Annotated in this window: 21 protein-coding genes; 20 read left to right on the top strand and 1 reads right to left on the bottom strand. The window is 60.6% G+C overall.

The genetic code is table 11. The annotated features are described in order from the left end of the window. Window positions 1–5 precede the first annotated feature (5 nt). The 18 genes from NL114_RS20870 to NL114_RS20785 all read left to right on the top strand — a co-directional run bounded on the left by NL114_RS20870 (window position 6) and on the right by NL114_RS20785 (window position 18,302). Window positions 6–428: a DUF7985 family protein gene (locus tag NL114_RS20870; protein WP_137685114.1), complete on the top strand. Its 423-nt coding sequence runs from the start codon at window positions 6–8 to the stop codon at window positions 426–428. 28 nt (window positions 429–456) lie between these two features. Next, window positions 457–2,193 carry a DUF8186 domain-containing protein gene (locus NL114_RS20865; protein ID WP_254824795.1) on the top strand — a complete coding sequence of 579 codons (1,737 nt, stop codon included), beginning with the start codon at window positions 457–459 and terminating at the stop codon, window positions 2,191–2,193. 3 nt (window positions 2,194–2,196) lie between these two features. Beyond that, window positions 2,197–3,033 carry a hypothetical protein gene (locus tag NL114_RS20860; protein WP_254824794.1) on the top strand — a complete coding sequence of 279 codons (837 nt, stop codon included), beginning with the start codon at window positions 2,197–2,199 and terminating at the stop codon, window positions 3,031–3,033. A gap of 2 nt (window positions 3,034–3,035) precedes the next feature. Continuing rightward, window positions 3,036–4,151, top strand: coding sequence for a TrbL/VirB6 family protein (locus NL114_RS20855; protein ID WP_254824793.1), 1,116 nt, complete (start codon window positions 3,036–3,038; stop codon window positions 4,149–4,151). A 2-nt stretch (window positions 4,152–4,153) separates the two neighbouring features. Next, window positions 4,154–5,275: a TraC-like domain-containing protein gene (locus NL114_RS20850; RefSeq protein ID WP_254824792.1), complete on the top strand. Its 1,122-nt coding sequence runs from the start codon at window positions 4,154–4,156 to the stop codon at window positions 5,273–5,275. Beyond that, window positions 5,268–7,475 (top strand): VirB4 family type IV secretion system protein, encoded by a 2,208-nt coding sequence (locus tag NL114_RS20845; protein WP_254824791.1) that lies wholly within the window; start codon window positions 5,268–5,270, stop codon window positions 7,473–7,475. Before NL114_RS20850 ends, NL114_RS20845 begins: the two co-directional genes overlap by 8 nt. Further along, entirely contained in the window at window positions 7,468–11,763 is a 4,296-nt protein-coding gene (locus NL114_RS20840; protein ID WP_254824790.1) for an ATP-binding protein, read from the top strand. Before NL114_RS20845 ends, NL114_RS20840 begins: the two co-directional genes overlap by 8 nt. A gap of 388 nt (window positions 11,764–12,151) precedes the next feature. Then, window positions 12,152–13,420 (top strand): phage NrS-1 polymerase family protein, encoded by a 1,269-nt coding sequence (locus NL114_RS20835; protein WP_254824789.1) that lies wholly within the window; start codon window positions 12,152–12,154, stop codon window positions 13,418–13,420. A 211-nt stretch (window positions 13,421–13,631) separates the two neighbouring features. Then, a complete protein-coding gene (locus tag NL114_RS20830) occupies window positions 13,632–14,165 on the top strand; it encodes a DUF7342 family protein (protein WP_254824788.1) in 534 nt (177 codons plus the stop codon). Window positions 14,166–14,173: 8 nt separating this feature from the next. Then, window positions 14,174–14,608 (top strand): toxin-antitoxin system TumE family protein, encoded by a 435-nt coding sequence (locus tag NL114_RS20825; RefSeq protein WP_254824787.1) that lies wholly within the window; start codon window positions 14,174–14,176, stop codon window positions 14,606–14,608. A 127-nt stretch (window positions 14,609–14,735) separates the two neighbouring features. Continuing rightward, the gene (locus NL114_RS20820) at window positions 14,736–15,224 is read left to right on the top strand and encodes a hypothetical protein (RefSeq protein ID WP_254824786.1); all 489 of its coding nucleotides are present in this window, start codon (window positions 14,736–14,738) and stop codon (window positions 15,222–15,224) included. A 183-nt stretch (window positions 15,225–15,407) separates the two neighbouring features. Next, window positions 15,408–15,698 (top strand): DUF8069 family protein, encoded by a 291-nt coding sequence (locus tag NL114_RS20815; RefSeq protein ID WP_254824785.1) that lies wholly within the window; start codon window positions 15,408–15,410, stop codon window positions 15,696–15,698. Next, window positions 15,698–16,024 carry a DUF7558 family protein gene (locus NL114_RS20810; protein ID WP_254824784.1) on the top strand — a complete coding sequence of 109 codons (327 nt, stop codon included), beginning with the start codon at window positions 15,698–15,700 and terminating at the stop codon, window positions 16,022–16,024. The genes NL114_RS20815 and NL114_RS20810 overlap by 1 nt, the downstream gene beginning before the upstream one ends. A gap of 71 nt (window positions 16,025–16,095) precedes the next feature. After that, window positions 16,096–16,398, top strand: coding sequence for a hypothetical protein (locus tag NL114_RS20805; RefSeq protein ID WP_066419238.1), 303 nt, complete (start codon window positions 16,096–16,098; stop codon window positions 16,396–16,398). After that, window positions 16,399–16,911 carry a PIN domain-containing protein gene (locus NL114_RS20800; protein WP_254824783.1) on the top strand — a complete coding sequence of 171 codons (513 nt, stop codon included), beginning with the start codon at window positions 16,399–16,401 and terminating at the stop codon, window positions 16,909–16,911. A gap of 31 nt (window positions 16,912–16,942) precedes the next feature. Beyond that, a complete protein-coding gene (locus tag NL114_RS20795; RefSeq protein ID WP_254824782.1) occupies window positions 16,943–17,272 on the top strand; it encodes a DUF8158 family protein in 330 nt (109 codons plus the stop codon). 98 nt (window positions 17,273–17,370) lie between these two features. Next, a complete protein-coding gene (locus NL114_RS20790) occupies window positions 17,371–17,736 on the top strand; it encodes a hypothetical protein (protein WP_254824781.1) in 366 nt (121 codons plus the stop codon). After that, a complete protein-coding gene (locus tag NL114_RS20785) occupies window positions 17,733–18,302 on the top strand; it encodes a hypothetical protein (protein WP_254824780.1) in 570 nt (189 codons plus the stop codon). Before NL114_RS20790 ends, NL114_RS20785 begins: the two co-directional genes overlap by 4 nt. 2 nt (window positions 18,303–18,304) lie before the next feature. Here the strand turns inward: NL114_RS20785 and NL114_RS20780 are convergent, their stop codons facing one another. Next, the gene (locus NL114_RS20780; protein WP_254824779.1) at window positions 18,305–18,565 is read right to left on the bottom strand and encodes a MarR family transcriptional regulator; all 261 of its coding nucleotides are present in this window, start codon (window positions 18,563–18,565) and stop codon (window positions 18,305–18,307) included. Between the two features lie 67 nt (window positions 18,566–18,632). Between NL114_RS20780 and NL114_RS20775 the strand changes: the two genes are divergently transcribed. Continuing rightward, window positions 18,633–18,929 carry a hypothetical protein gene (locus NL114_RS20775; RefSeq protein ID WP_241686132.1) on the top strand — a complete coding sequence of 99 codons (297 nt, stop codon included), beginning with the start codon at window positions 18,633–18,635 and terminating at the stop codon, window positions 18,927–18,929. Between the two features lie 146 nt (window positions 18,930–19,075). After that, a complete protein-coding gene (locus NL114_RS20770) occupies window positions 19,076–20,959 on the top strand; it encodes a sensor histidine kinase (RefSeq protein WP_254824778.1) in 1,884 nt (627 codons plus the stop codon). The last annotated feature ends 60 nt before the right edge of the window (window positions 20,960–21,019 follow it).

The following is a 21,019-nucleotide window of genomic DNA, read 5'->3' as shown; positions in this document are numbered from 1 at the left end:
CCGCTATGTCACAGGACAATACGCCCTCCGAGACGGCTTCGAATCGCCCCGACAGCCAGTCCACGGCATCGAGTAGGCTTCCCAGGCAAGCTATGTTCATCGTCGTCGCCCTGAGCCTGTTCGCTGTGGAACCCGCCGCCGCACAGACGAATGCCGTCTGTAGTGCGGACAACCTCCCCAGCATGATCGAGGGCTTCTTCCAGCTTACCACGGCGCTGGGCATTGTCGGCCTCGCAGTCGTGTGGCAGGCCGACTCCCTCATCGAGATGTTCACGATCACACCCGACCAAAAGAAGGGCCTCAAGCGCCACAAGCGCTCCGCGATGAAGTCTGCGGTCGTCCTCGTCGCCCTCGGGCCACTTTACACCGTCGCTGGGTCGATGATGAACCTCCCGCTGGCGCAGTGCGTCGACCTCGCCCCCTGGTAGGCGACTACCACCCCCGTCGCGAGCCCCCATGAAACAACGAGAGCTCTCCGTGCTAATGGCCGCCCTGTTCGTGACGAGCCTAGTCACGGGTCTCGTCACTGCAAGCCCGCCACGGCCAGGCACGGAGGGGAATGGGCTCACTGAGAATGAATCAGCGACGCTGTGGTCTCGTGACGCGGACAACTACATCACCCAGGAGGAGTACCAGCAGCGATACGGCGAGAGCCGGACCGCGATGCACCAACTCGCAAACGGGACGGACATCACGTTCACGCGCCCGCCGGCGACAGCTGCAACGTGGACGCGAAACGATTTCGCTGATCTCGAAGCCGGTGGGTCGGATACGTCCGTGCATCCGCGCCACGCGTCGCTCGAAGATGGCGTGTTTATCGAGGACGCCCACGCCACAGTGTTCGCAGTGCAGCCGTCGACGCGAGGTCACTTGGAGTCGGGTGAGACCCCGCTCTATATCGCGCCGAACGGCACGATGCGGGGGTTCGTCGACTATCGCGTTCGCGTCCCGAACGGAAGCTCCTCGGGGAACAGGACGATCGAGTGGTCGCTCGCGAGCAACGAGGTCGAGGAGGTTCGATTGCAGAAGGACGGCGAAACCATTGTCGAGCGCGACGGCTCGCACACGCCGGCCCTCGACTACCAGATCGAGGATGACTGGAGTGCAAACCTCACGCTTGAAGCCGAGATCAGCGTCCGGCTGAAGAAGACCACGCGAATCGACCGAGGCGACGAGACCGATGTCGAGGTCACGTATCGTACCGAGTCGCTCAACGTCTCGGACTCGATCGCCGTCGAGATCTACGACCTCTCTGCGTACCCCTACTACGCCGAGTATCCCAATGGTGACGCTGGTGTGGCTATCTTCCAGTCCAGACCGTGGCAGGGGTACACGCTGACGGGGAATGGAAGCGCACGAGTGCGTGGCGTCTGGCGGTTCTACACCGCTCGGAACACCAACTGGGATACACTCGTCAGGTCGAACCGGACCGACAGCGCCACCGTCGAGTCGGATGCGATTCCGGTCTATGTTCACGCGTACCCGTCGCGAATCGGCCCGCGTGCTGAACCAGTTCGCGATGGCCCAGAGATCATCGACACCTGGGGCACTGACCGACCGTCTCCGGTCGGCACGCTCGGTGAGAACATCAACATCGACATCGTCAACCAGTCGTACACGACGACGTACGGTGTTGCGGTTCGCGCGGAGAACGTCGACCGCAACGCCCTCCAAGTAGCGGGGATCGTGCGGGGTGTGAACGCCTCGATTGTGGCACCTGACGCTGGCTCAGAGCGGCAGCTCCGGCGCAGTAATCTGACTGTTGAGGTGCTCCAGCAGAACGAAAGCCAGGCCACACTCCGCATCGAGCTCCGGGATAACGAGACCGGCGCACCAATCGTGCTCAGCGATCCCGACCGACGATATCCAATCGGCGGGAACACTCGCAACGGCTACATCACCATCGCGGAGCAACGTGTTGAGACCAACGCCTCCGGGGTAGCGATTGTGACGATCGACAAGCCGGGTATCTACACGGCTCGGTACCATCCGGGTTCGTGGCTCGGGCACAACCCCGCATATGTGAGTGCGACGGCTACTGCCCGCTGGCACCCGCTCGGCACCATCGACGGTTGGTTCGCGTTCATTTTCGAGGTCGGCTGGCAGCTCATCCCGTTTCTTGTGATGTTCTACGCTGGCAAGCGGCTTCTCCGAATGCTCGGTCCAGAAGACATCTTCCAACGGAACCCATAGTCCATGACTAGAAACCACCCACACATCAGTCGGCGAACCGCCCTCCGAACAGTCGCAGGTGCTGCGGTCGTAAGCGTCGCTGGCTGTCTGAACGACAATGGCGGTTCTGGGACGCCTGGTGACGGAACGACCTCTCCAGATGGCAACGGCCCACTCACGCGTATCGCTATCGAGGGGACAACACTCGTCGTCGAACTCTCCGAAGAGGCCGACATTGACCAGGTCAACCTCATCCAACCGAACGGCGAGCTATTCGGGAAGCGTGACGTAGCCGCGGGTGCTCAACAGGTCTCGTTCGAGATCGGCACCGCGTATGCGCCCGGTGAGTACCGCGTACTCGCGTTGAAAGGCGAGGAGACAGTAGTTGAGACCACGACTGAACTCCGTCCAGAGATTCAGATACAGGATGTCGGACTCTATCGGAATAATCCAGATAAGCCGTGGGACGAAGTCTATGGTGAGAGCGAGACGGACCGGATCAAGAATGGCGAGGCATTCGTCACGGTAGAGAACACAGGAAGTGGTCCGGAAGCGATAACTGAACTAATCTTCTCCGGGGACGTTCCCAATCCAATTGAGAACCCCAGAGGCAGTGGAATGCACGAAACCGACCGGGTAGTAGTCTCCCCCGGCGAGACGGCCGACCTGTTCAGTAACTCGTTCCCGTTCGGTTCAGAGAGTGAGGACGGAATGGGGTGTTCCCCAGATGGAAACAGCGGGCAGTTCACGGTTATCGTCGAGACTCAAGTCAGTGGCAATCGGGTCACGAGTACCTACGATGTCCAGTATTCCGGGTCTGACGAGATGACTGACTGTGAGGTCACGATCACGGAGGCCTGACGATGGTTGATCTCATTGACGTCGTCCTTGAGGGTATCAAAGGCGTCGTTGATTGGTTCATCGGGCTGTTCATGGACGGTCTCAGGTCGGGGTATGAGACCCTGACTGAGGGGATGTTCGGAACGCCGACCCCAGAGACGAACGGAGCATTTGTCTTCGGTGAACCAACCAACGCACCCTGGCCAGCGATTCACGATGCTCTCATCGGCGGCGAAATCATGCTGGTGTCCCTTTTGCTCCTCGTGATGAGTGTCCAGGGGCGTCACACGGTTCGGATCTTCAATATTGGAAGTACCTACGAAGCTCGAAAAACGAAGAAGACGGCCTGGGTCGGGGCCTTTCTAATCATTACGTGGTATTGGGTTGGAACTCTTGCGCTCTACCTCGTCGACGGGTTCACCATTGCACTGATGCCGGAGCTTTCCTCCGTAGCCTCGGCAATGCTTCAGTTCTTGGGTGCAGCCATCACAAACCCAGGGCTGGGGCTATTGTTCGCCGTGATTGGTGGAATTTCGATGTGGGCGCTGGAGGCGCTGTTCTACATCCGGATGATCCTGCTCTATGTCTACCTGTACGGAATGCCGATTGCATTTGCACTGGCCTACGGAAACATTCCGGTCGTATCCGATATCGCGATGGGGTTCTGCAAACGGTTTGTCCCGTTGGCTGTCCTCCCGCTCCCAGCTGCGATGGTCCTCAAGGGATACGATTTGATCTACAGCGGTGGAACGCTCACACCAGGAACAGCGTTCCTCAAATATCTCGTCGCTGCGTCTCTCCCGCTGGTCGCCCTCTACATCACGTGGAAGACGTTCAAATACGCGACCCCGTTGACGGCCAAAGTCGTCGGCGGTGCGACGAAAGGCGCAGCACTCGTTGGTGGTGTCGCCGCCGGTGCCTATGTCGGTGGCGCCGGCGTCGCGACGACCGCCGCTCGGTGGGGGCCGAAAGCCGCCGCTGGCCACGCCGTCGCACAAAAGGCAGCTGCCCGCGGTGGGCATGGAGGAGACGATGGCGGGACGCCATCGTACCGTCGAACAGAGAATGACCCTGGTGGAGCGACAGCGGAATCGGCGAGTGACGACCGTGGGATGGAGTTTGATCGAGGAATCCACTAACAATGTCAGCAGATCAAGACGCGGCCGCACGGCGCATCATGGATCAGTTCGGCGAGGAGAGTCGCATCCCGTATCTCAATATCGAGGAAGGGGACGTCGGCATGCTCATCGCCTTCCCCATTATTGGGCTGTTTATCGCTGGCCTCACCGGGATCGAATCACTGGCCCTCCCGTTCGTCGCTGGCGGGCTTGGCTTTGGCGTTGCCGTCATCTACGTCTCACCAACCCACCTGAACGCCTGGACGTGGACCAAAGACGTCTATCGGTATCTCAAACGGCCTCAGGTCACGTTCAGTGCGCCCGCCGACGCCGACACGAGTACCAACGAGTCAGAGCGGAACGAAGGCGGACTCGCAAACTACACGCCGTTCAAGCCGGACGAGCGGACACAGGACCTCACGAACATCAAGCGAGCGTGGCCGGGCGCTGGTGCCATCCAGCGTGAAGACGGCGCGATGGAGGCGTTCATCGAGATCGATCCGGCCAACATGGACTTCGCGATGTCCGACGACTGGGCGCAGCTGCAGGACGCCGGCGAAGAGTTCGCTAACAAAGAGCTGGACTCGAAGCTCAAACTCCACGCCACAACCCGTTCCTTCCCGGTCGAGCAGATCACCGAGACCATCGAGGATCGACTCACGGACGAAGACGTCACGGAGAACCCGATTTTCCGGGAACTCCTCGAAGAGTACCGAGAGACACGGCCGAAGGAGATGCGTGACCGGGGTATTCAGCAGGTCCGGTACTACATCGGCGTTGAAGTCAGTCCGATAGAAGTGTACGACCGCTTCCGTGACGAGGGCACCCCCGCCGAGAAGCTGACTCAGTTCCCGGTCATCGGGTTCCTGTTCAACCCGTTTGTCACCCGCCGCGAGGACCTCACCGACGTCGAGCGCCGCGCACAGATGTTCGAGAAACTGGATAGCCGAGTCAACGACGTACGGTCGGAGTTCATCCAGCAGGCGTCTGGCTGGTCCGCACGCCGGCTCAGCACGGTCGAGCTGTTCGTCCTGAATATGGACTTCTGGAACGGCCGCGAACACGACTACGACGAGGCGGAGCGTACCGTTCGCGACCAATCGATCATCGGCCACTCGCGCCGGGAGGACCCACACGATGCGTAACGTGATCCTCCAGACTGGTGGTGGCGCGCTTGGCTCCGTCGCCGGGTGGCTCCAGAATCTGACGCCAGCAGAGAGTGCAGTACTTGCCCTTGTAGTGGGTCTCGGCCTTGGCGCCGGCAGTAAGTACCTCTGGGACCGCTTCACTGCGGATGATGAACCAGACGTGGACTTCACCGATGTCCTCGACGAGGAGACACTCGAAGAAGGCGAGGCCGAACGCAAGCTCCTCGACGACATCTCCGAGTCGCACAAAACCGTCACCGCGCCCGGAGCTGTCGAGTGGGAAACGCGAGCCGCACGGGTCGGCGAGCAGTGGACGACGACGCTGTACATCGCTAACTATGCCGACTATCCCAACGACGGGTATCTGAGCGACCTCTTCGAGATGACCGACGTCCAGTTCGATCTGACGGCCCACATCACGCCGAAAAATCAGGAGCGAGCCCGGAACGAACTACAGGACATCGCTGACGACCTCCAGGTCGATGCTGACCTCGAACAGAGTATCCGGAGCGCCTATCTCCAAGAGCGCGCCAACGAGGCCGCAGCGACGTACAAGGCCGTCGAGAACGGCGCGAACGTCTTCGACCAGGGGATGTTCATCACCGTCCGGGCCGACGAGAAAGACGGGCTCAGAGACGCTGTCCAGACGGTCAAGAGTGCGCTCCGCGACGACCCGGCGAACCTCACGCCGAAGACCGCAATTTGCCGGCAGGACCTCGCCCTCCAGTCCGCCGCACCCATCGGCGACAACGAGTTCGGCCGGACATCGATCGCCTTGGGCGGGGCTGTCGGCGCGTTACTCTCCTCACCGCACAACGCGACGATCCTTGAGGAGGGCGGCGTCGAGTTCGGGATTCACAAGGACAACCAGAGCCCGGTGGTCATCGATCCGTTTGCCCGAGATAACGGGTACGCGATGTTCACCGTCGGCGACACGGGCTCGGGGAAGTCGTTCAGTTCCAAGCAGAACTTCATCCGCTCTATCGAGCAGAGCAAGGACCGTATCGGCATCATCCTCGAGCCGCTGAACAACTGGGCCGGCGTCGCCGAAGCCCTCGATGCCAAACGGATCACGGTCGGCGGGACGCTCGGCCTCAATCCCCTGGAGATTCGAGAGACGCCCGAGCACGTCCAGCGAGCGATGGGCGAGGACGCCAGCCCGTTCAACGAGAAGCTCGACGACGCGATGAGCTTCCTCACGAACTTCTTCGCCCTTCGTGGTATCTCACTGGGCGACCGGCGGACGACGCTCGAACTCGCCCTCAAACGTGCCTACAAGCGTCAGGGCATCACCGACGACATCTCGACGCACGACAATCCGAGTCCGACCATCCGTGACATGATGGACGTCTTCGAGGATATGGTCGACGACCCCGAGGAGTTCGTTGTCCGATCCGACGAGGAGGCCGGGAAGATCAAGGAGGATGCGACGTGGCTCCTCGACCAGCTCCGCCCCTTCGAGGACGACGGTCGCCACGCCAACCTCGGCCAGGAATCCGACTTCGACATCCGGGACGAGAAGGTCATCTATCTCGACCTCGCCCAGCAGGAGGGGAGCGTCGACAGCAGTACGGCGCTGACCATGCAGCTGCTCATCTCGCTGGTCTACGAGCGAGCGAAGGTCTCGGAGAAGGAGGTCGTGTTCTACATCGACGAGGCCCGCTACATCATGCAGGACGCCGCGAGTCTAGCGTTCCTCGAGACGGTGTTCCGCCACCACCGTCACCACGACCTCTCGATCCGACTGGTCACGCAGACCGTCGACGAGTTCTTCGAGCACGCCGAATCTGAGGCCATCCTGGACCAGTGTGCGGTCAAGCAGTTCCACCGCCTCGACGGGATGGACAAGGAGTGGGCCGACGAGTTCGGGCTGAACTACGCGCAGATGCGGTTCGTTCAGGACGCCGTTCCTGGCAACGAGGACGCCGGTTTCTCCGAGGCCCTCGTGGGCGTCGACGGCGAGTGGCGCGGCATTCAGGTCAAAGCGATGCCCAAGGAGAAGCAGGTCATCGACTTCGAGCCAACCGAGCAACGGCGAGACTCACTCCCGGGGACTGGTGAGAATGCTGTGGACGCGGAGGTGCAGGCGTTCCAAGACGATATTGAAAGCCGAGCGACCGACAACGGACAACGCCCACCTGAGCAGACGCCAGCAGAGACTGATGGTGGCGCAGCGGGAGGTGACGGCGATGCGTGAGTACCTTCGCGTGACGCCAACCTCCGAACGGCTCAATCCGGAGCGTCTGCCGCAGGCACTGGAGAGCCTCCACAAACTGACCTCCACGGACTCGACAGGGCTAGCTGACAAACTCAATCCGCTACATAGCGACACACCGCTACGCTTCGAATTCCTCGCGCTCAGCGAGGGGAAAGATGACCCCGTCGAATTCTACTACGGTGCCGACGACCATCTGGATACCCTTGAGAAGCGGCTCCGGTCGGTCTATCCCGAGACGTTCGACATCGAGCGTACCGAGGTCGACATCGCATCCCGACTCGTACAGCCTGTCGAATTCGACCGCGAGACATTCGTCGAGCACTATGAGGCGGGCGACCTCCAGTACGAATTCGACCCTGACGAGCAATACGAACGTGGCACTGACGACAACAAACAATCGGGGCCAGGGGACGCCGAATCGGTCGCGGATGGAGGAACGGTCGGTGATCAGTCTGCCGACCACATCATCGAGATCGGCGATACTGCCCTCGAACTCGCCCCACCAGATGCGATTCCCGAGGATGAGCCACTCACGACGCTTGCCAAACCAACGGTAACATCGGAGGGGACGATACTCGCGCGGCCAGCGACCGAATCCGTCTCCCCACTCGGCGTGCGGTGGCAAGGGTCGGCAACTCGGAAGCAAGACTGGATGACCTCACTCTCGCCATTTACTGCAGACGACGAAGCGGAACTCCCAGCCGTCGATCAGCCAGGAGGTGCGCTCGCGTCGCTCGTCGACCACCTAATGGAGGCGACAGCACCAGTAGCATTCCAAGTCGTCTTCCAGCGACGCGAGAGCTGGCAGTCCGATGCCGACCTTCGCAAGGAGGACGTCATCGACGGCCGAGACACACTCGCTCAGGAGATTATTGGCTCCCTCTTCGAACTTGACGATCAGCCGGAGAACCGGGACAGAAACCAGCTGAGCGACGCGGTTGCAAAACGTGTCGCAGCAATCGAGGCGAAAAATCCGAAGCGGTCGTTCACCGCGAACATCCGAGCAGTCGGGATTCCATCCGGTGGTAACGGTCGCGATGATCTCGATGAGCGGATACAGTCACTTGTCCCAGTATTCGACCCGCTTGACGGGCCGTACTACCAGGTTGCAGCCGAACGAATACGTGACAGCGGCTTGCGGGCAGCCACAAAAGAACGGAACGCACGAGCGGCGCTGCAGCGGCTCTTGGATCGTGAGATCACGACCGGTCGTGGGACGACCCGACCGGAGTTCGTCCTGAGTGGTCGAGAACTCGCGCACTTCGTCCTCGTCCCCTCCTCGGAGCAGCTTACTGTCGAGGGGGCACGTGGGACGCGTGCGGAACAGCAGAGTCGGAATCCGTTGCCCCGTCCGCACCAGGACCTTATGGGTGAGTTCCGAGACGGGATGGCAATCGGGTATGCCCTCGACGACACCGGCGAGGCCGAAGACGTGCCGACACACATTCCACCCGGACTGTTGCCCACTCATTACGGCCGGTTCGGAACAACCGGCTCTGGGAAATCGAAAGCCCTCATCAACGATATGCTGTCGCTGTACGACAACACCGAGGGGCCGACGATCCTCATCATCCCGAAGAACGACGATATGGCCCAGAATTATATGCGAGCTCACGCGCGTCGGTTCGGAATGACCGACCTCGAAGAGAACGTCGTCCACTTCCCAATCCCGGACGTCCTCCCCGGGTTCTCGTTTTTCGATCTCGAACCGTCGATGGAGAGCGGACGGCGCCGCGAAGACGCCGTCCAACGGAAGGCCGACCACTACGAAGAGATTTTGAAGCTCGTGATGGGAACCGACCGCTACGAGCGGGCGACTGTGGCCCCGACTCTCATCAAGACACTCATCAAGGCCCTGTTCGACGAGGAATACGGCCGTGAAAACGGGCTGTACCGAGCGTCGACGGACTATTTCGCCCACCGACAGCTCGAACACGTCGTCGACCAGCTCTGGGAGGCCGGGCCACCGAACGAAAACATCGGCAACGCCCCACGGTCGAGCGACGAGGAGGTCACGCGGACGATTCGACGGCAACTCCAGTTAGATCCGAACACCTTCGCGAACGTGATGGGTGGTGTCGGAAACCGCCTTGCGTACATTTCACAGGATACGCACCTGCGGCAGATCTTCAACAATACCGAGAACCAGTTCGACTTTCGGGATGTCCTCGATGAGGATACGGTCATCCTCTTCGACCTCGGCGACCTGCGCGACGACGCCGCCCGGATTATGACCGGTGTGATCCTGACGAATCTCGATGCAGCTCTCAAGGACCGCAAACAGGCCCTCTCCCAGCACTCGGACGACTACGTCGTGAACTTGCTCGTCGACGAGGCAGCGTCGGTCGTGGTCTCCGACATCATGAATGATCTCCTCGAGAAAGGCCGGGGATTCCGGCTCTCTGTTGGCCTGTCGATGCAGTTCCCCGAACAGATGGAGGCTGAAGGTGGGCGGAAGATCTACCTGAATGCTCTGAACAACATCGGCAGTTCGCTCATCGGGAAAATCAACGTCGACCGGGAACTGGCACGTGCGATGGCCCACGAAGAGATGGACCCTGCGGATTTCGCCAATCGGATCCGTTCGTTGCCGCGCGGAGAGTGGATCGCCAGCTTGCCAAGCCCGACGTTCGGTGAAACGGGGCCGTATCCGTTCAGTCTCGAACCACTCCCGATTCCACCGGGCCACCCCGAGAGCGAATCCCCGCTCACTGAGCGTGAAGAGGAGCAGTTCACTGAGACGCTCTCCTCGATGCACGAGCACATCAGCGATGAACACGGTGTGCCGGCTGAGCCAGACACCGCAACAACGAGCACACCTGCCGACGGACACGAGGTCCTCGATATCGGGAGTGACGACCTGGACGTCGCGATTGCGACGGTGGTCCGGAGTCTCCAGCTTCGAGAGGGGTGCCGCGAGGAGAACGGCTGGGTAGCCGTTGAAGCAGTTGACGACGAACTCAGACGGCTCTTCGACGACGTCGACGCCGAGCCGCCGTCGTATGATGCACTCGCGGACATCCGAGAACGATCACGATACCTCGATACGACCGTCGATATCGACGCCGACGAGCTCCGCATCCGGCTCACTGAAGCCGGAGAAGAGGTCGCAACACCCGATACTGGTGACGTGCAGGCCGCTGGTGGAAGTGCTCACGACGCAGCACTCCGCCAGATCGAGGAAGAACTCACTGCACTCGGTTTCACTGTCTCGATCCTCGCACAGGATGGCAGCGAGAAACCTGACGCGAGGGCGAGCCACCCCGACGTTGCCGATCGATTCGCCATCGAAGTCGAAACGACGACACCCGAGAATCCCGCAAAGGTACTCACAAATCTCCGGAAAGCCCAAGAAGCAGGAGATATCCCGCTGTTTGTCGTTCGACCAGGAAACGACGAAACTGAGTGGGCCGAGCGTGTCGACGGCATTCTCACACCACCCGTTCGTACCCTCCAGAATGGTGAGACGCGGTTCTACACGACTGACTCGAATCTCGCGTTCAACGGCGGGGCAACCGAAGAAGGTGGAGTGACGGCTGTCCGACCAGCGACCGGGGACGAGAACGGGACCCAGAACATCTGGCAGCGTGATGGCGCCGAGATCGTCCTTCGTGATGCCAGCGGGACGGAACACATCCGCCTCCCGTCGCTTGAAAAACTCTCGAAGGACCGTGTTCCAGCCATCTACAGCTACGACCACGCTGCCGACGAGTACGTCGTATACGAGCACGGTGAGCAACACATCTACGAGACGAAATCGGCGTTCGAGGACGATTGGGTGCGTATCAAGAAGCCATTCGTCCCCGAAGCCGAACTCCAGACACCCGATTATAGTCCCACGTCGTACGCTATCGTCATTCTCCCTGAGGAAGGCGACCCGGTCGTGTACGATACTGACGGTACGTACTCGATGGACACCTTACTCGATACCGTCACCACAAGTGGGTGCGAAGAAACGACAGGAGAACAGGCGGACCATATTCAGCAGACGCCTCAGCCATCGATTGACGAGATTGCTGATGATCCAGAGGCGGTTGTTGAGCGATTCGCAGAGACACACCTCGTCGAAGACCCGGAAAGCAGAGTAGCCGCCGGAAATGTCTACGAAATCTACGAGCAGTGGGCTGAGGCTCACGGGATTGATACAGATAGCAAACCCTGGTTCGGCCGTCGCCTCGGGAACTATGTCACGTTCGAGCGGAACACAGACAATGAGAACGGCGACTCTGTTCGATACTACGAGGGGCTTGCACTCAAATCAGAATAGAGCTGGAAGTGAATACAATGCAATCCACACTCAGCGCCAAATATACCGTACATGCGAATTTGAGTTTGTATAACAGGAAATGCCTCTCGCGTTACGGAATCATCGAGGCATATCGTCTCCGCAGCACCGAAATCAGCAGACTGAGAGGGGTTACGGCAATCAACCAAAATGCCGTAACACAAGCATTCTGGAGAGATTTTGCTGTATGCACGTATCGGGAGCCTCAGACCCAGGATTTCGCTGATTTGAATGATCTGTTACGGCAAAAACCAACTAGGATAGAACGGGGGGTCCCCGTTGGGACCAAGGGATTGGATCGAGACGTAGAGCAGCGTGAAGTCTGTGCTGGCTCAGAGCCAGTGAGAGCCATGCGAGGTGCTATGTGAGGATGAGTGAGATTAGTATCGACGAATCGGAGGCGATTCCGGAGACGCTACGCGAACGGGACCAGTGGGTGTGCTGGCGCGAAGAGGAGCGGGACGGCAAGCCGACGAAGATTCCGGTGACGCCAGGGGCTGGGGGGTTCGCGTCAGCAACAGCGTCGGAGACCTGGGCGAGTTTCGAGGCAGCACTCGACTACACCGAGACAGAGCACGCCGATGGCATCGGGTTCGTGTTTACTGACGACGATCCCATCGTCGGCGTCGATCTAGACGACTGCCGCGATCCCGATACAGACGACGTCGACGACGCGGCGCTGGACATCATCACACGACTCGACTCCTATACGGAGGTGTCACCGTCCGGTACCGGCTATCACGTCCTGATTACCGGCACACTCCCCGACGGGCGGAACCGTCGCGGGAGCGTCGAACTGTACGACACGGCACGCTTTTTCACCGTTACTGGCGACCACGTCGAGCGGACCCCAACGCGCGTTGCACGCCGGCAGGACGCGCTCACAGCGATTCACCGCGAGTACGTCCAGGACACCGAGCGTGACACAGCACCCGAGTCCGAGCAGCGTGGTGGCGCTGCCGCCCGGTCACCGACGACCGATGCGGTCGACGTCGACGTTGACGTCGACCTCGAAGACGAGGACCTCCTCAAGAAAGCGCGAAACGCATCGAACGGCGAGAAGTTCGAGCGGCTCTGGAACGGGAATACGGTCGGCTACGACAGTCAGTCCGAGGCCGACATGGCGCTGTGCTGTTTGCTGGCGTTCTGGACCGGTGGTGACCGGACCCAAATGGAGCAGCTGTTCCGCCAGTCGGGATTGATGCGGGAGAAGTGGGACGAGGTCCACTACGCTGACGGGTCGACGTACGGCGAGAAGACCATCGAGCGAGCGATTGCAACCACGTCGGAGTTCTACGACCCGGACGCCGGCGACGACGCTGCAGATCCCCACGGCACACCTGACGGTGTCACAGCTGGCGGGACGCCTGCCGAGACAGACCGGAGTCGTGCGTATCTGGCGGAGAAAAACCGCTTGTTGAGCGAGCGCGTCGACGAACTCGAGGCAACACTCGAACAGAAGACTGAGCGGATCGAGACCCTCGAAGCAGAAATCGAACGACTCACCGACGAACTCGATGCCCGTGACGAGGAAACTGAGCAGTCCCACGAGGAAGACTCCGGTACGGGGGACGAGACCGATGATGACCCAAAGCCAGCCTCTTTGTTGAATCGATTCTTCGGTGGTCGGTCCGAGTAGTGGCGCCGCTTCACCGCCATCCGAAAAGCCCTCCCTCGAGCGTTCAGGTTCCGCGAGCCAAGAAAATTAACCAACAGACTCGCTCTACCACGCGATTTGTTGGTTAACTACGCTCAATCTCGCCGCAAAATGGGGGCTATCGCAGGATACTGTTGTTCGGGAAACTATTCCCCGAAATAAGAACTATATCCTTAGACCTGCAATTCTGAGTATGTCCGAGACAGACGCCGCCGATGGGCCACCTCCCTTCGAGGATGCGTTCGCCAGCGACGACGTCGAACAACGCATCTACGGCACCATCCTGCAGACCCGCGAGCCGACGACGGCAAGCGCGATCGCCGACAGCGCCGACTGTGACCCCAAGACCGCCCGAAAGTATCTGGGCTGGTTCGACGACCTCGGCATCGTCACCCGCCACGACGGCCATCCAGCCACCTACGAGCGCAACAACGCGTACTTCGAGTGGCGACGAATTAATCAGCTCGCAGCCGACCATTCCGTCGAGGAACTGCAGGAACGCGTTCGTGAACTCACGACGCGCATCACCGAGTATGAGGAGGCGTACGACGCCGCGTCACCGGCCGCCGTCGATGCCGTCGCCGCCGCAGAGGGCAGCGACGAACGGACCATCGACGACGTATACAGCGACCTCGCCGACTGGGCGACCGCCCGCGAAGAGCGAGACTGCTACGAACGGGCGCGCCAGCAACGCACGGGTGACGAGCGCAAACAGACATCCGGGTAGCCCGCTCGATGGTGCCACCGACAGGCGATGGCGGGAGCCCTGCCCCCATCGATCGTCCCATCCTCGAGTTCCTTCAGACACGGCTCCAAGCGACGAGGCAGGTCTCCCACGCGGCCATCACGGATGCAAGCGGCCATTTCGAGCTTCAGGTCGTCTTTGCCCAGTCGTACTACCCAGCGCCCGTCGACGACGCTACCCTGACTGTCCGCTGGTACACGAACGACGACTTCACAATCCACTATCGAGAGGTCCATTCGGAGCACACCTGGGAATGTCGATGGGATCGGCATCCGAACCCCCACAATACGCGCGACCACTTCCATCCCCCACCCACCGCCCCGACGCCCGGTGATGATGACTCCTGGCCGACCGATCATCGTGATGTCCTGCAACTGGTCCTCGACGAGGTCGAAGACCGGATTGCAGTACTGTGGGACGACTAGACGACTCCCCCGCAGTGGCGTTTATCGCGCCGACCAAGGGTGACGGCGCTCAGCACGATGGGCACCACCACGATAGTCGCCGTGGTGTCCAGCCAGGTGTCAGCTGAGTGCAGTCACAGGTGAATCCATGTCTACGTTCAGTAACTCCGAGACAGCGAGTGCATCGCCGTCAGAAAACCACACGAGTCCACCGAGAGAGACCGAGGACACAGATTCGCAGCCGTCGTGGCCAGACGATGCGAGCAGCGAGGATGGAACACCAACGCTCAAGATGGACCAATGTCCGGAGTGTGGGAACCGTCGATTCGTCTCGAAACTCCTTGTGTACGAGGTCACAGGCTACGACGAGGGCGGCGAGCAAGAATTCCGCCGCCAGCACGTCCGAGCAGAGTTCGAATACACCTGCAGCGAGTGCCAGACGACACTCCGGACGCTTCCCGCAGAGCGCCGCGACTACTACGACGAAGTCGCGGTCCTCGAAACAGAACGGCAGGCAGCCCTCCGTGATCAACTCCGCCAGCTGGGGAGGCGGGTTTGGCAGCGCCTTGCAGCGCGGACGACGTGGCTGGCACTCGGACTCGTGACACTCGTGACCGGGCTCGTGATCGCACTCTAACAGACCGACAGCAAGGGGTGGCTTACAGTAGGTGTTGGAGTAGCGTCATGCTCCCTTCCAACCAGGAACGGCTAGCTGGAGGCAGATCGCTGACGTAGGACATCGTGCCCGCACCGCAGGCGTGTTTATCGGCGCCAGGAGGCGTGAGGCGCGCTCGAAGCGCGTGCAGAAGCGTGAATTCCTATGTCTGGTCAAGATACCATCGACGACACGACAGGCGACTACGACCGGCTCGAAACCGAACTCGTTGCACAGGACCGGGATGCGTCCCGAGTCGCGACGGCGGACATCGACGAGGCGACTGCCCGCCGTCTCGTTGGCGACCTCGTCGAGGACGATGTGGTGGCGCCGATCCCAAACCAACGCATTCTCGTCCACGAGCCCAGTAGCACGCCCTTCGACTCGATCATCCAACTCGCCGTGTTCCATCGCGGCTGGCAGGCCGCCATCGACGCCGACACGGAGGACAACTGATGCAACAGACGCTCTCCGGGTGTGCGTTCTGCGAATCACCGCCCGGCTCCGAGATGGGCGAGGCGCATACGTGGGGGAAAGACGAACGGGTGACGCACCCAATCTGTGTCGACTGCGCCACCCAGACGCGGTCGGATCCGGACGAGCGCGACCACCACGCCTGCGACGGGTGCGGACTGGTCGTCGACGCCCTCGCGGCACTTACCCGGTTCCGTGTCGAACTCGGCCATCTCGAGGGGGCGCTCCAACTGTGCGAGCACTGTAGTCCAGGGGGGCTCGCAACGTACTGGACACGTAATCTCAAGGAGCATCTCGTGGCCGAGTGACGGTCGTCCGAGTGAGGCTCACATCGTACACACGAAAACGGCTAAGTGCGTTGGCTCACAATGTACACATCATGAGCACCGATAAGAAGCGCGTGCAGTTTCGGGCCCCCAATCGGCTCATCGACCGCGCCGATGCACTGGCCGCAGTCCTCGGGGAAGACCGAACAGACGTCCTCGTGACCGCGCTTCGGGAGTACCTCCAAGACGCCGCTCACGACGACGCACTCACCCAGGAGATCGCCGCCGCCTATTACGACGATGAGATCACCTTCGAGCAACTCAAAGCGCTCGTCGGCGCCGAGGAGGCGGCAAACCTCCGCGTGTTGAAACAGCAGTTGGACGAGGACTTCATCGACGAGGTCGCCGACGCATAGATGTCGCGGCTTATCGCAGACGCCTCCGCCCTCGTGAGTCTCGGCATCGTTACTGACGACGACCCCGATCCACTCGCACTCTGTCTCTCCCGGTACGAGGTCGTCGTCCCAACGGCGGTCATCGATGAACTCCAAGAGATCGCCTCCTACGATGACGTCCATGGACACGCCGCGTCCGCCGTCCTCGACCAAACGGAGTCATTCACGACACAGTCGGTGGACCTCGATGCCGAGTTCCCCCTCGATGACGGTGAAAACGCGGCGGTCACGCTCGCGAATAATCTCAATGCTGCGCTCTTCCTCTGTGACGAATTCAACCAACTTGGCTTGATCCACGCCTCACTCGCTGATACTCGGCTCGTCACGACACCGACGCTACTCTCGGTTCTCGTTCGAACTGAACAACTATCAACTGCTGATGCGCGGCTGCTCCTCGATGCGATCAGCGACGCCCGTAGCTGGGGCGCGAACAGTTACGTGCAGCGAGCTCGCTCGTTGCTCGAAGAGCCCTAACACCGTGGAGGATCCTTCGAAGTGATTAGGAATGCCCGATAACGACGCTCTCTACGACGTTCGTGAACGAACGAAGAATCCCGAGCACGCATCAGTTGACGATGTAGTCGAACTCGTGCTCGAACGCGCACAGCATCCCCGGACGGAGCACCGGGACGCACATCTCGACGAGATGATGGCTACTGTCGTCGACAGGTACGGGACCGGCCCCGTCCGAACTGTTATCCATCGCGTTCTCGTCGACGGCACGCCTTTCCGGACCGCTACTCACGGCCTCGAAATGTCCAACTTCGACGGTGTTCGTGTCGGGACGACCGCTGGCCAGTTCCTCGACGAACTGAACGCACAGGACGACGACTGAAACCGACGTGAGCGAGTCCCTTCTCCCGCGCACTGATGTGCAAGCGCTGTGGCTACGCCGAAACCGTTATGCGCCTATGTGCAGAACTTGCACATAGAATGAGCGCAAGCGACGATCCCCGGCGGGTTCACTTCCAGTCGCCGGAGTACCTCGTCGACCGGCTGGATGCCATCGCCGACCTCTTCGACAAGGACCGGACAGATCTCCTCGTCGAGGCCATCCGCGAGTACATCGAAGACACGGCCGACAGCGAGACGTTCCAAGAGCTGGTCGCGACGAAGTACTACGACGACCAGCTCGAGTTCGAGACGGTCAAGCAACTGGTCGGCGCCGAGACCGCCCAGCGACTCCGTCTCCTCAAAGCGGATCTCGAGGACGAGCCGCTCGATCTCGCTGCCCCTGACGACGTCGACATCTACGAAGGGGATGTGACGACGGTCGAGACCAGTGATGACGATCGATGAGCGGCCAGCGACTGCGAACGGTCGTCGCTGACACGAGCGCGCTTGTCAGTCTCGCCGTGCCTTGTGCAGATGCAGCGGTCGGGTCCGACGTTCCGGACCCGTTCCAGTACCTGCTCACCTCCTGTGACGTGATCGTCCCTCCGGAAGTGGTCGCAGAACTCCGCGATATCACGCAATATCAGGATATCCACGCCGCTGCGGCGAGTAACGTCCTCGCGGCCCGTGACCACTATACGGTCGAAGATCCGTATGCGCGCGACGACACCCCGGATGCGCGACCGACGTTCGGCCTCGACGACGGCGAAACTGATGGCATCGTCCTCGCGAACGCGCTCGACGTCGACGGCTTTCTCACCGACGAATTTGGCGGCACGAACTTCCCACTGATTCACGCTGTGCTCCAGGGGCCGCGTATCGTCCCGACACCGCGGCTTATCTGCGACTACGCCCGGAACGGCCACATGACCCACGAGGAGGCGCGAACGCTACTTCGCGTGATCAGCCCCCACCGGAGCTGGGACAACAGCCCGTACGTCGCCCAGTTAGTCACGCTTCTGGAAGGGTAGGTTCAGTCAGCTTCGAGGTCACGAGCGTCGAGTTCGCCGGCGAGATACTGCTCTCCCGTTCGCGTGATGTCGTAGACGCCGTTGCCGAGGTGGACAAGGAGTCCGTATTTGACCAGCGTCTTGCAGCGGGCATTGATGTGTTGCCGAGAGAAGCGGACACGGTCGCTGTCCGCCATTTCCTTTGGGGTATCGGGGCCGGCTTCAGATAGATGCTCCAGAATGCGGTCATCAGCGCGAGACATCCAGTCGGCGTCAAAGCGCATAATCGCTTGTGGTTGCGCCGACGCTATCCCGAACGCGCTAAGTCAAGTAGCAGAGCGATAAGCTTCTATGGTTGACTCCCAACGTTTTAACGGCTACCCACCCTACTCCACGAGTATTGAAATGGATCAGTCCTCACCACAAACCCTCACTGTAGAGATTATCGAGACGTTGGAATCATGTGGAGTGGACCGCGACCAGTACCAGTTACACGACTATCTCGACGTCGAAGCATTCGAGCAGCTGGTAGCGGGATCCAGTGGAGCAGTCGAGGTTCGTGTCACTGTCGAGGGGATTCAGCTCGCCGTTACAGGTGATGCTGTCGAAATCGTCGATCCCCAAGGCGGACATTCGGAGGCCCAATAGCATGCTATTCGTGGAATATCGACTTCCGAACGTTCCAATTCCCGTTGTAGCTGATGTGAGGCGTGGAATTACGTCCGTTCCCCAATCAGGCAAATTATGAAGCTAGAATCTACTATATCTTTCAGATGAGGGATTGGTCTCGGGCGGTGAGTCAATGGTCGGTCACCATCCTTGGAGTGGTGCTTCTCCTGGTCACGCTCGCCCGAGCCGCGACAGACACCGACGAGCCACTTATCGACTTCATCGAGGTCGCGGCCCCGTTCGCCGTCGGCATCGGACTCATCGTCGGCGGGATATGGCTCGCAAGAACGTCACCAGTAGCCCGTGTCAGACAACTTTCGAAGTGGACGCTGGGTGGTGGCCTCGTCGGCGTGGCTGTCAATCTCTGGTTCGTCTTCATCATCTCGCTCGAACAGGTTCCATCCGGGGAACCGGTCGTGTTGAATCTCAATGGCGCTGGCATCTTCATGGCTGCCGGTGTGCTTCTCGGCTACTATGCCACAGGACTCCAAACGCGGGAGCATCAACTTGAACTCTCAGAAAATCGCTTCCGGGCACTAACGGAGAACTCGTCGTTCGCGGTCATCTCGATCGACGAGACGAGTACGATTCGCTACGCGAACGACGCGACTGAAACTCTCTTCGGGTATCCCACGACGGACCTCGTCGGCGAGCCGCTGACGAAGCTGATGCCGGCCCGCTTCCGTGAGGCGCATCTCGAGGGGCTGTCTCAGTACCTCTCTAACGATAGGCGAACTGTCGACTTGGATGGCCTCGAATTGGCCGGGTTGCGCGCCGACGGCGAGGAATTCCCTGTCGAAGTCAGTTTTGGCGAATACGTCGTAGGCGACGACCACCTCTTTACGGGCGTTATTCAGGACATTTCCGACCGAAAAGCAGCCGAGGAGCAGCTTCGTGACCACACGTCGAAAGTCACGCAGCTGCACGAGGTCGCGACCGAGATCACCAGGGCAGCATCCAAAGAACAGGTGTACCAACGCACTGCCGACGGGGCTGTTGACGTCTTTCCGGCCGCTGTCGCCCGCGTGGCGATCGCGGACGGGGACCAGCTCGTGCCGGCCGCCAGTTCGGACCACGAATCCCTCGAGGAGTGTGAGCCGGTGTCTGCAACCCTCGGCTACGCGGGGCAGAGCTACCAGTCAGGCGAGGTGCTCCGACTGGAGGATCTAACGGATACGCGCTCGGCAGCGCGATCCTCGCTCCAGGACGGGGGATCACTGCCGGACGCGGACCCAACGGAACCACGGTCGCTGTTGAGCATTCCTCTCGGGGAGTATGGGGTGGTGCAGGCGTTTGCGCCAGAGCCAGCAGCATTCACCGACCGCGATGAAGAGGTCGCCGAGATGCTCGCAACGCACGTCACGACGGCCCTCCAGCGAATCGAGGCCGAGTCGACTATCCGACGCGAACGCGACCGACTCGAAGAGTTCGCCAGCATCCTCTCGCACGACCTCCGAAATCCCCTGAACGTCGCCCAGGGTCGCCTGGAGCTCATACAGATGACCGGCGAGATAGACCACGTCGACGCCATCGACAGCGCGCTCGATCGGATGGAACGGCTCATCAAGGATATGTTGACACTCGCTCGCGAAGGCGATGCCGTCGGTGAAACGGAACCGGTTGAGCTTCGTGCGATCGCTAATCAAGCCTGGAACAACGTCGCAACGGAATCCGCTGCCCTCGAGATCGAATCGAGCGTCCGGATCGACGCTGACCACAGTCGGCTCATCCAGGTGTTCGAGAACCTGTACCGGAACGCCATCGAACACGGCGGCGGGGTCACAATTCGCGTCGGCTCCCTCGACGGCGGCTTCTACATTGAGGATACAGGCCCCGGTATCCCGGAGGACGAACGAGACGATATCTTCGAGAGCGGATACACGACCCATCAAGAGGGTACCGGGTTCGGGCTCGCGATCGTCAAACGAATCGTCGAAGCCCACGGCTGGGAGATCGACGTCACCACCGGTCGCGATGGTGGCGCTCGCTTCGAGATCTCAGACGTTTGATTCAGCTCGGCATCAGGAGCGTGAGGAGACGATCTGAACGCCAGGTCCCTCCCGACATCC

Source organism: Haloglomus halophilum (genome assembly GCF_024298885.1).
Taxonomy (GTDB): Archaea; Halobacteriota; Halobacteria; order Halobacteriales; family Haloarculaceae; genus Haloglomus; species Haloglomus halophilum.
The sequence above is the reverse complement of the archived record's forward strand: the minus strand, read 5'-3'. Positions and strand labels throughout refer to the sequence as shown.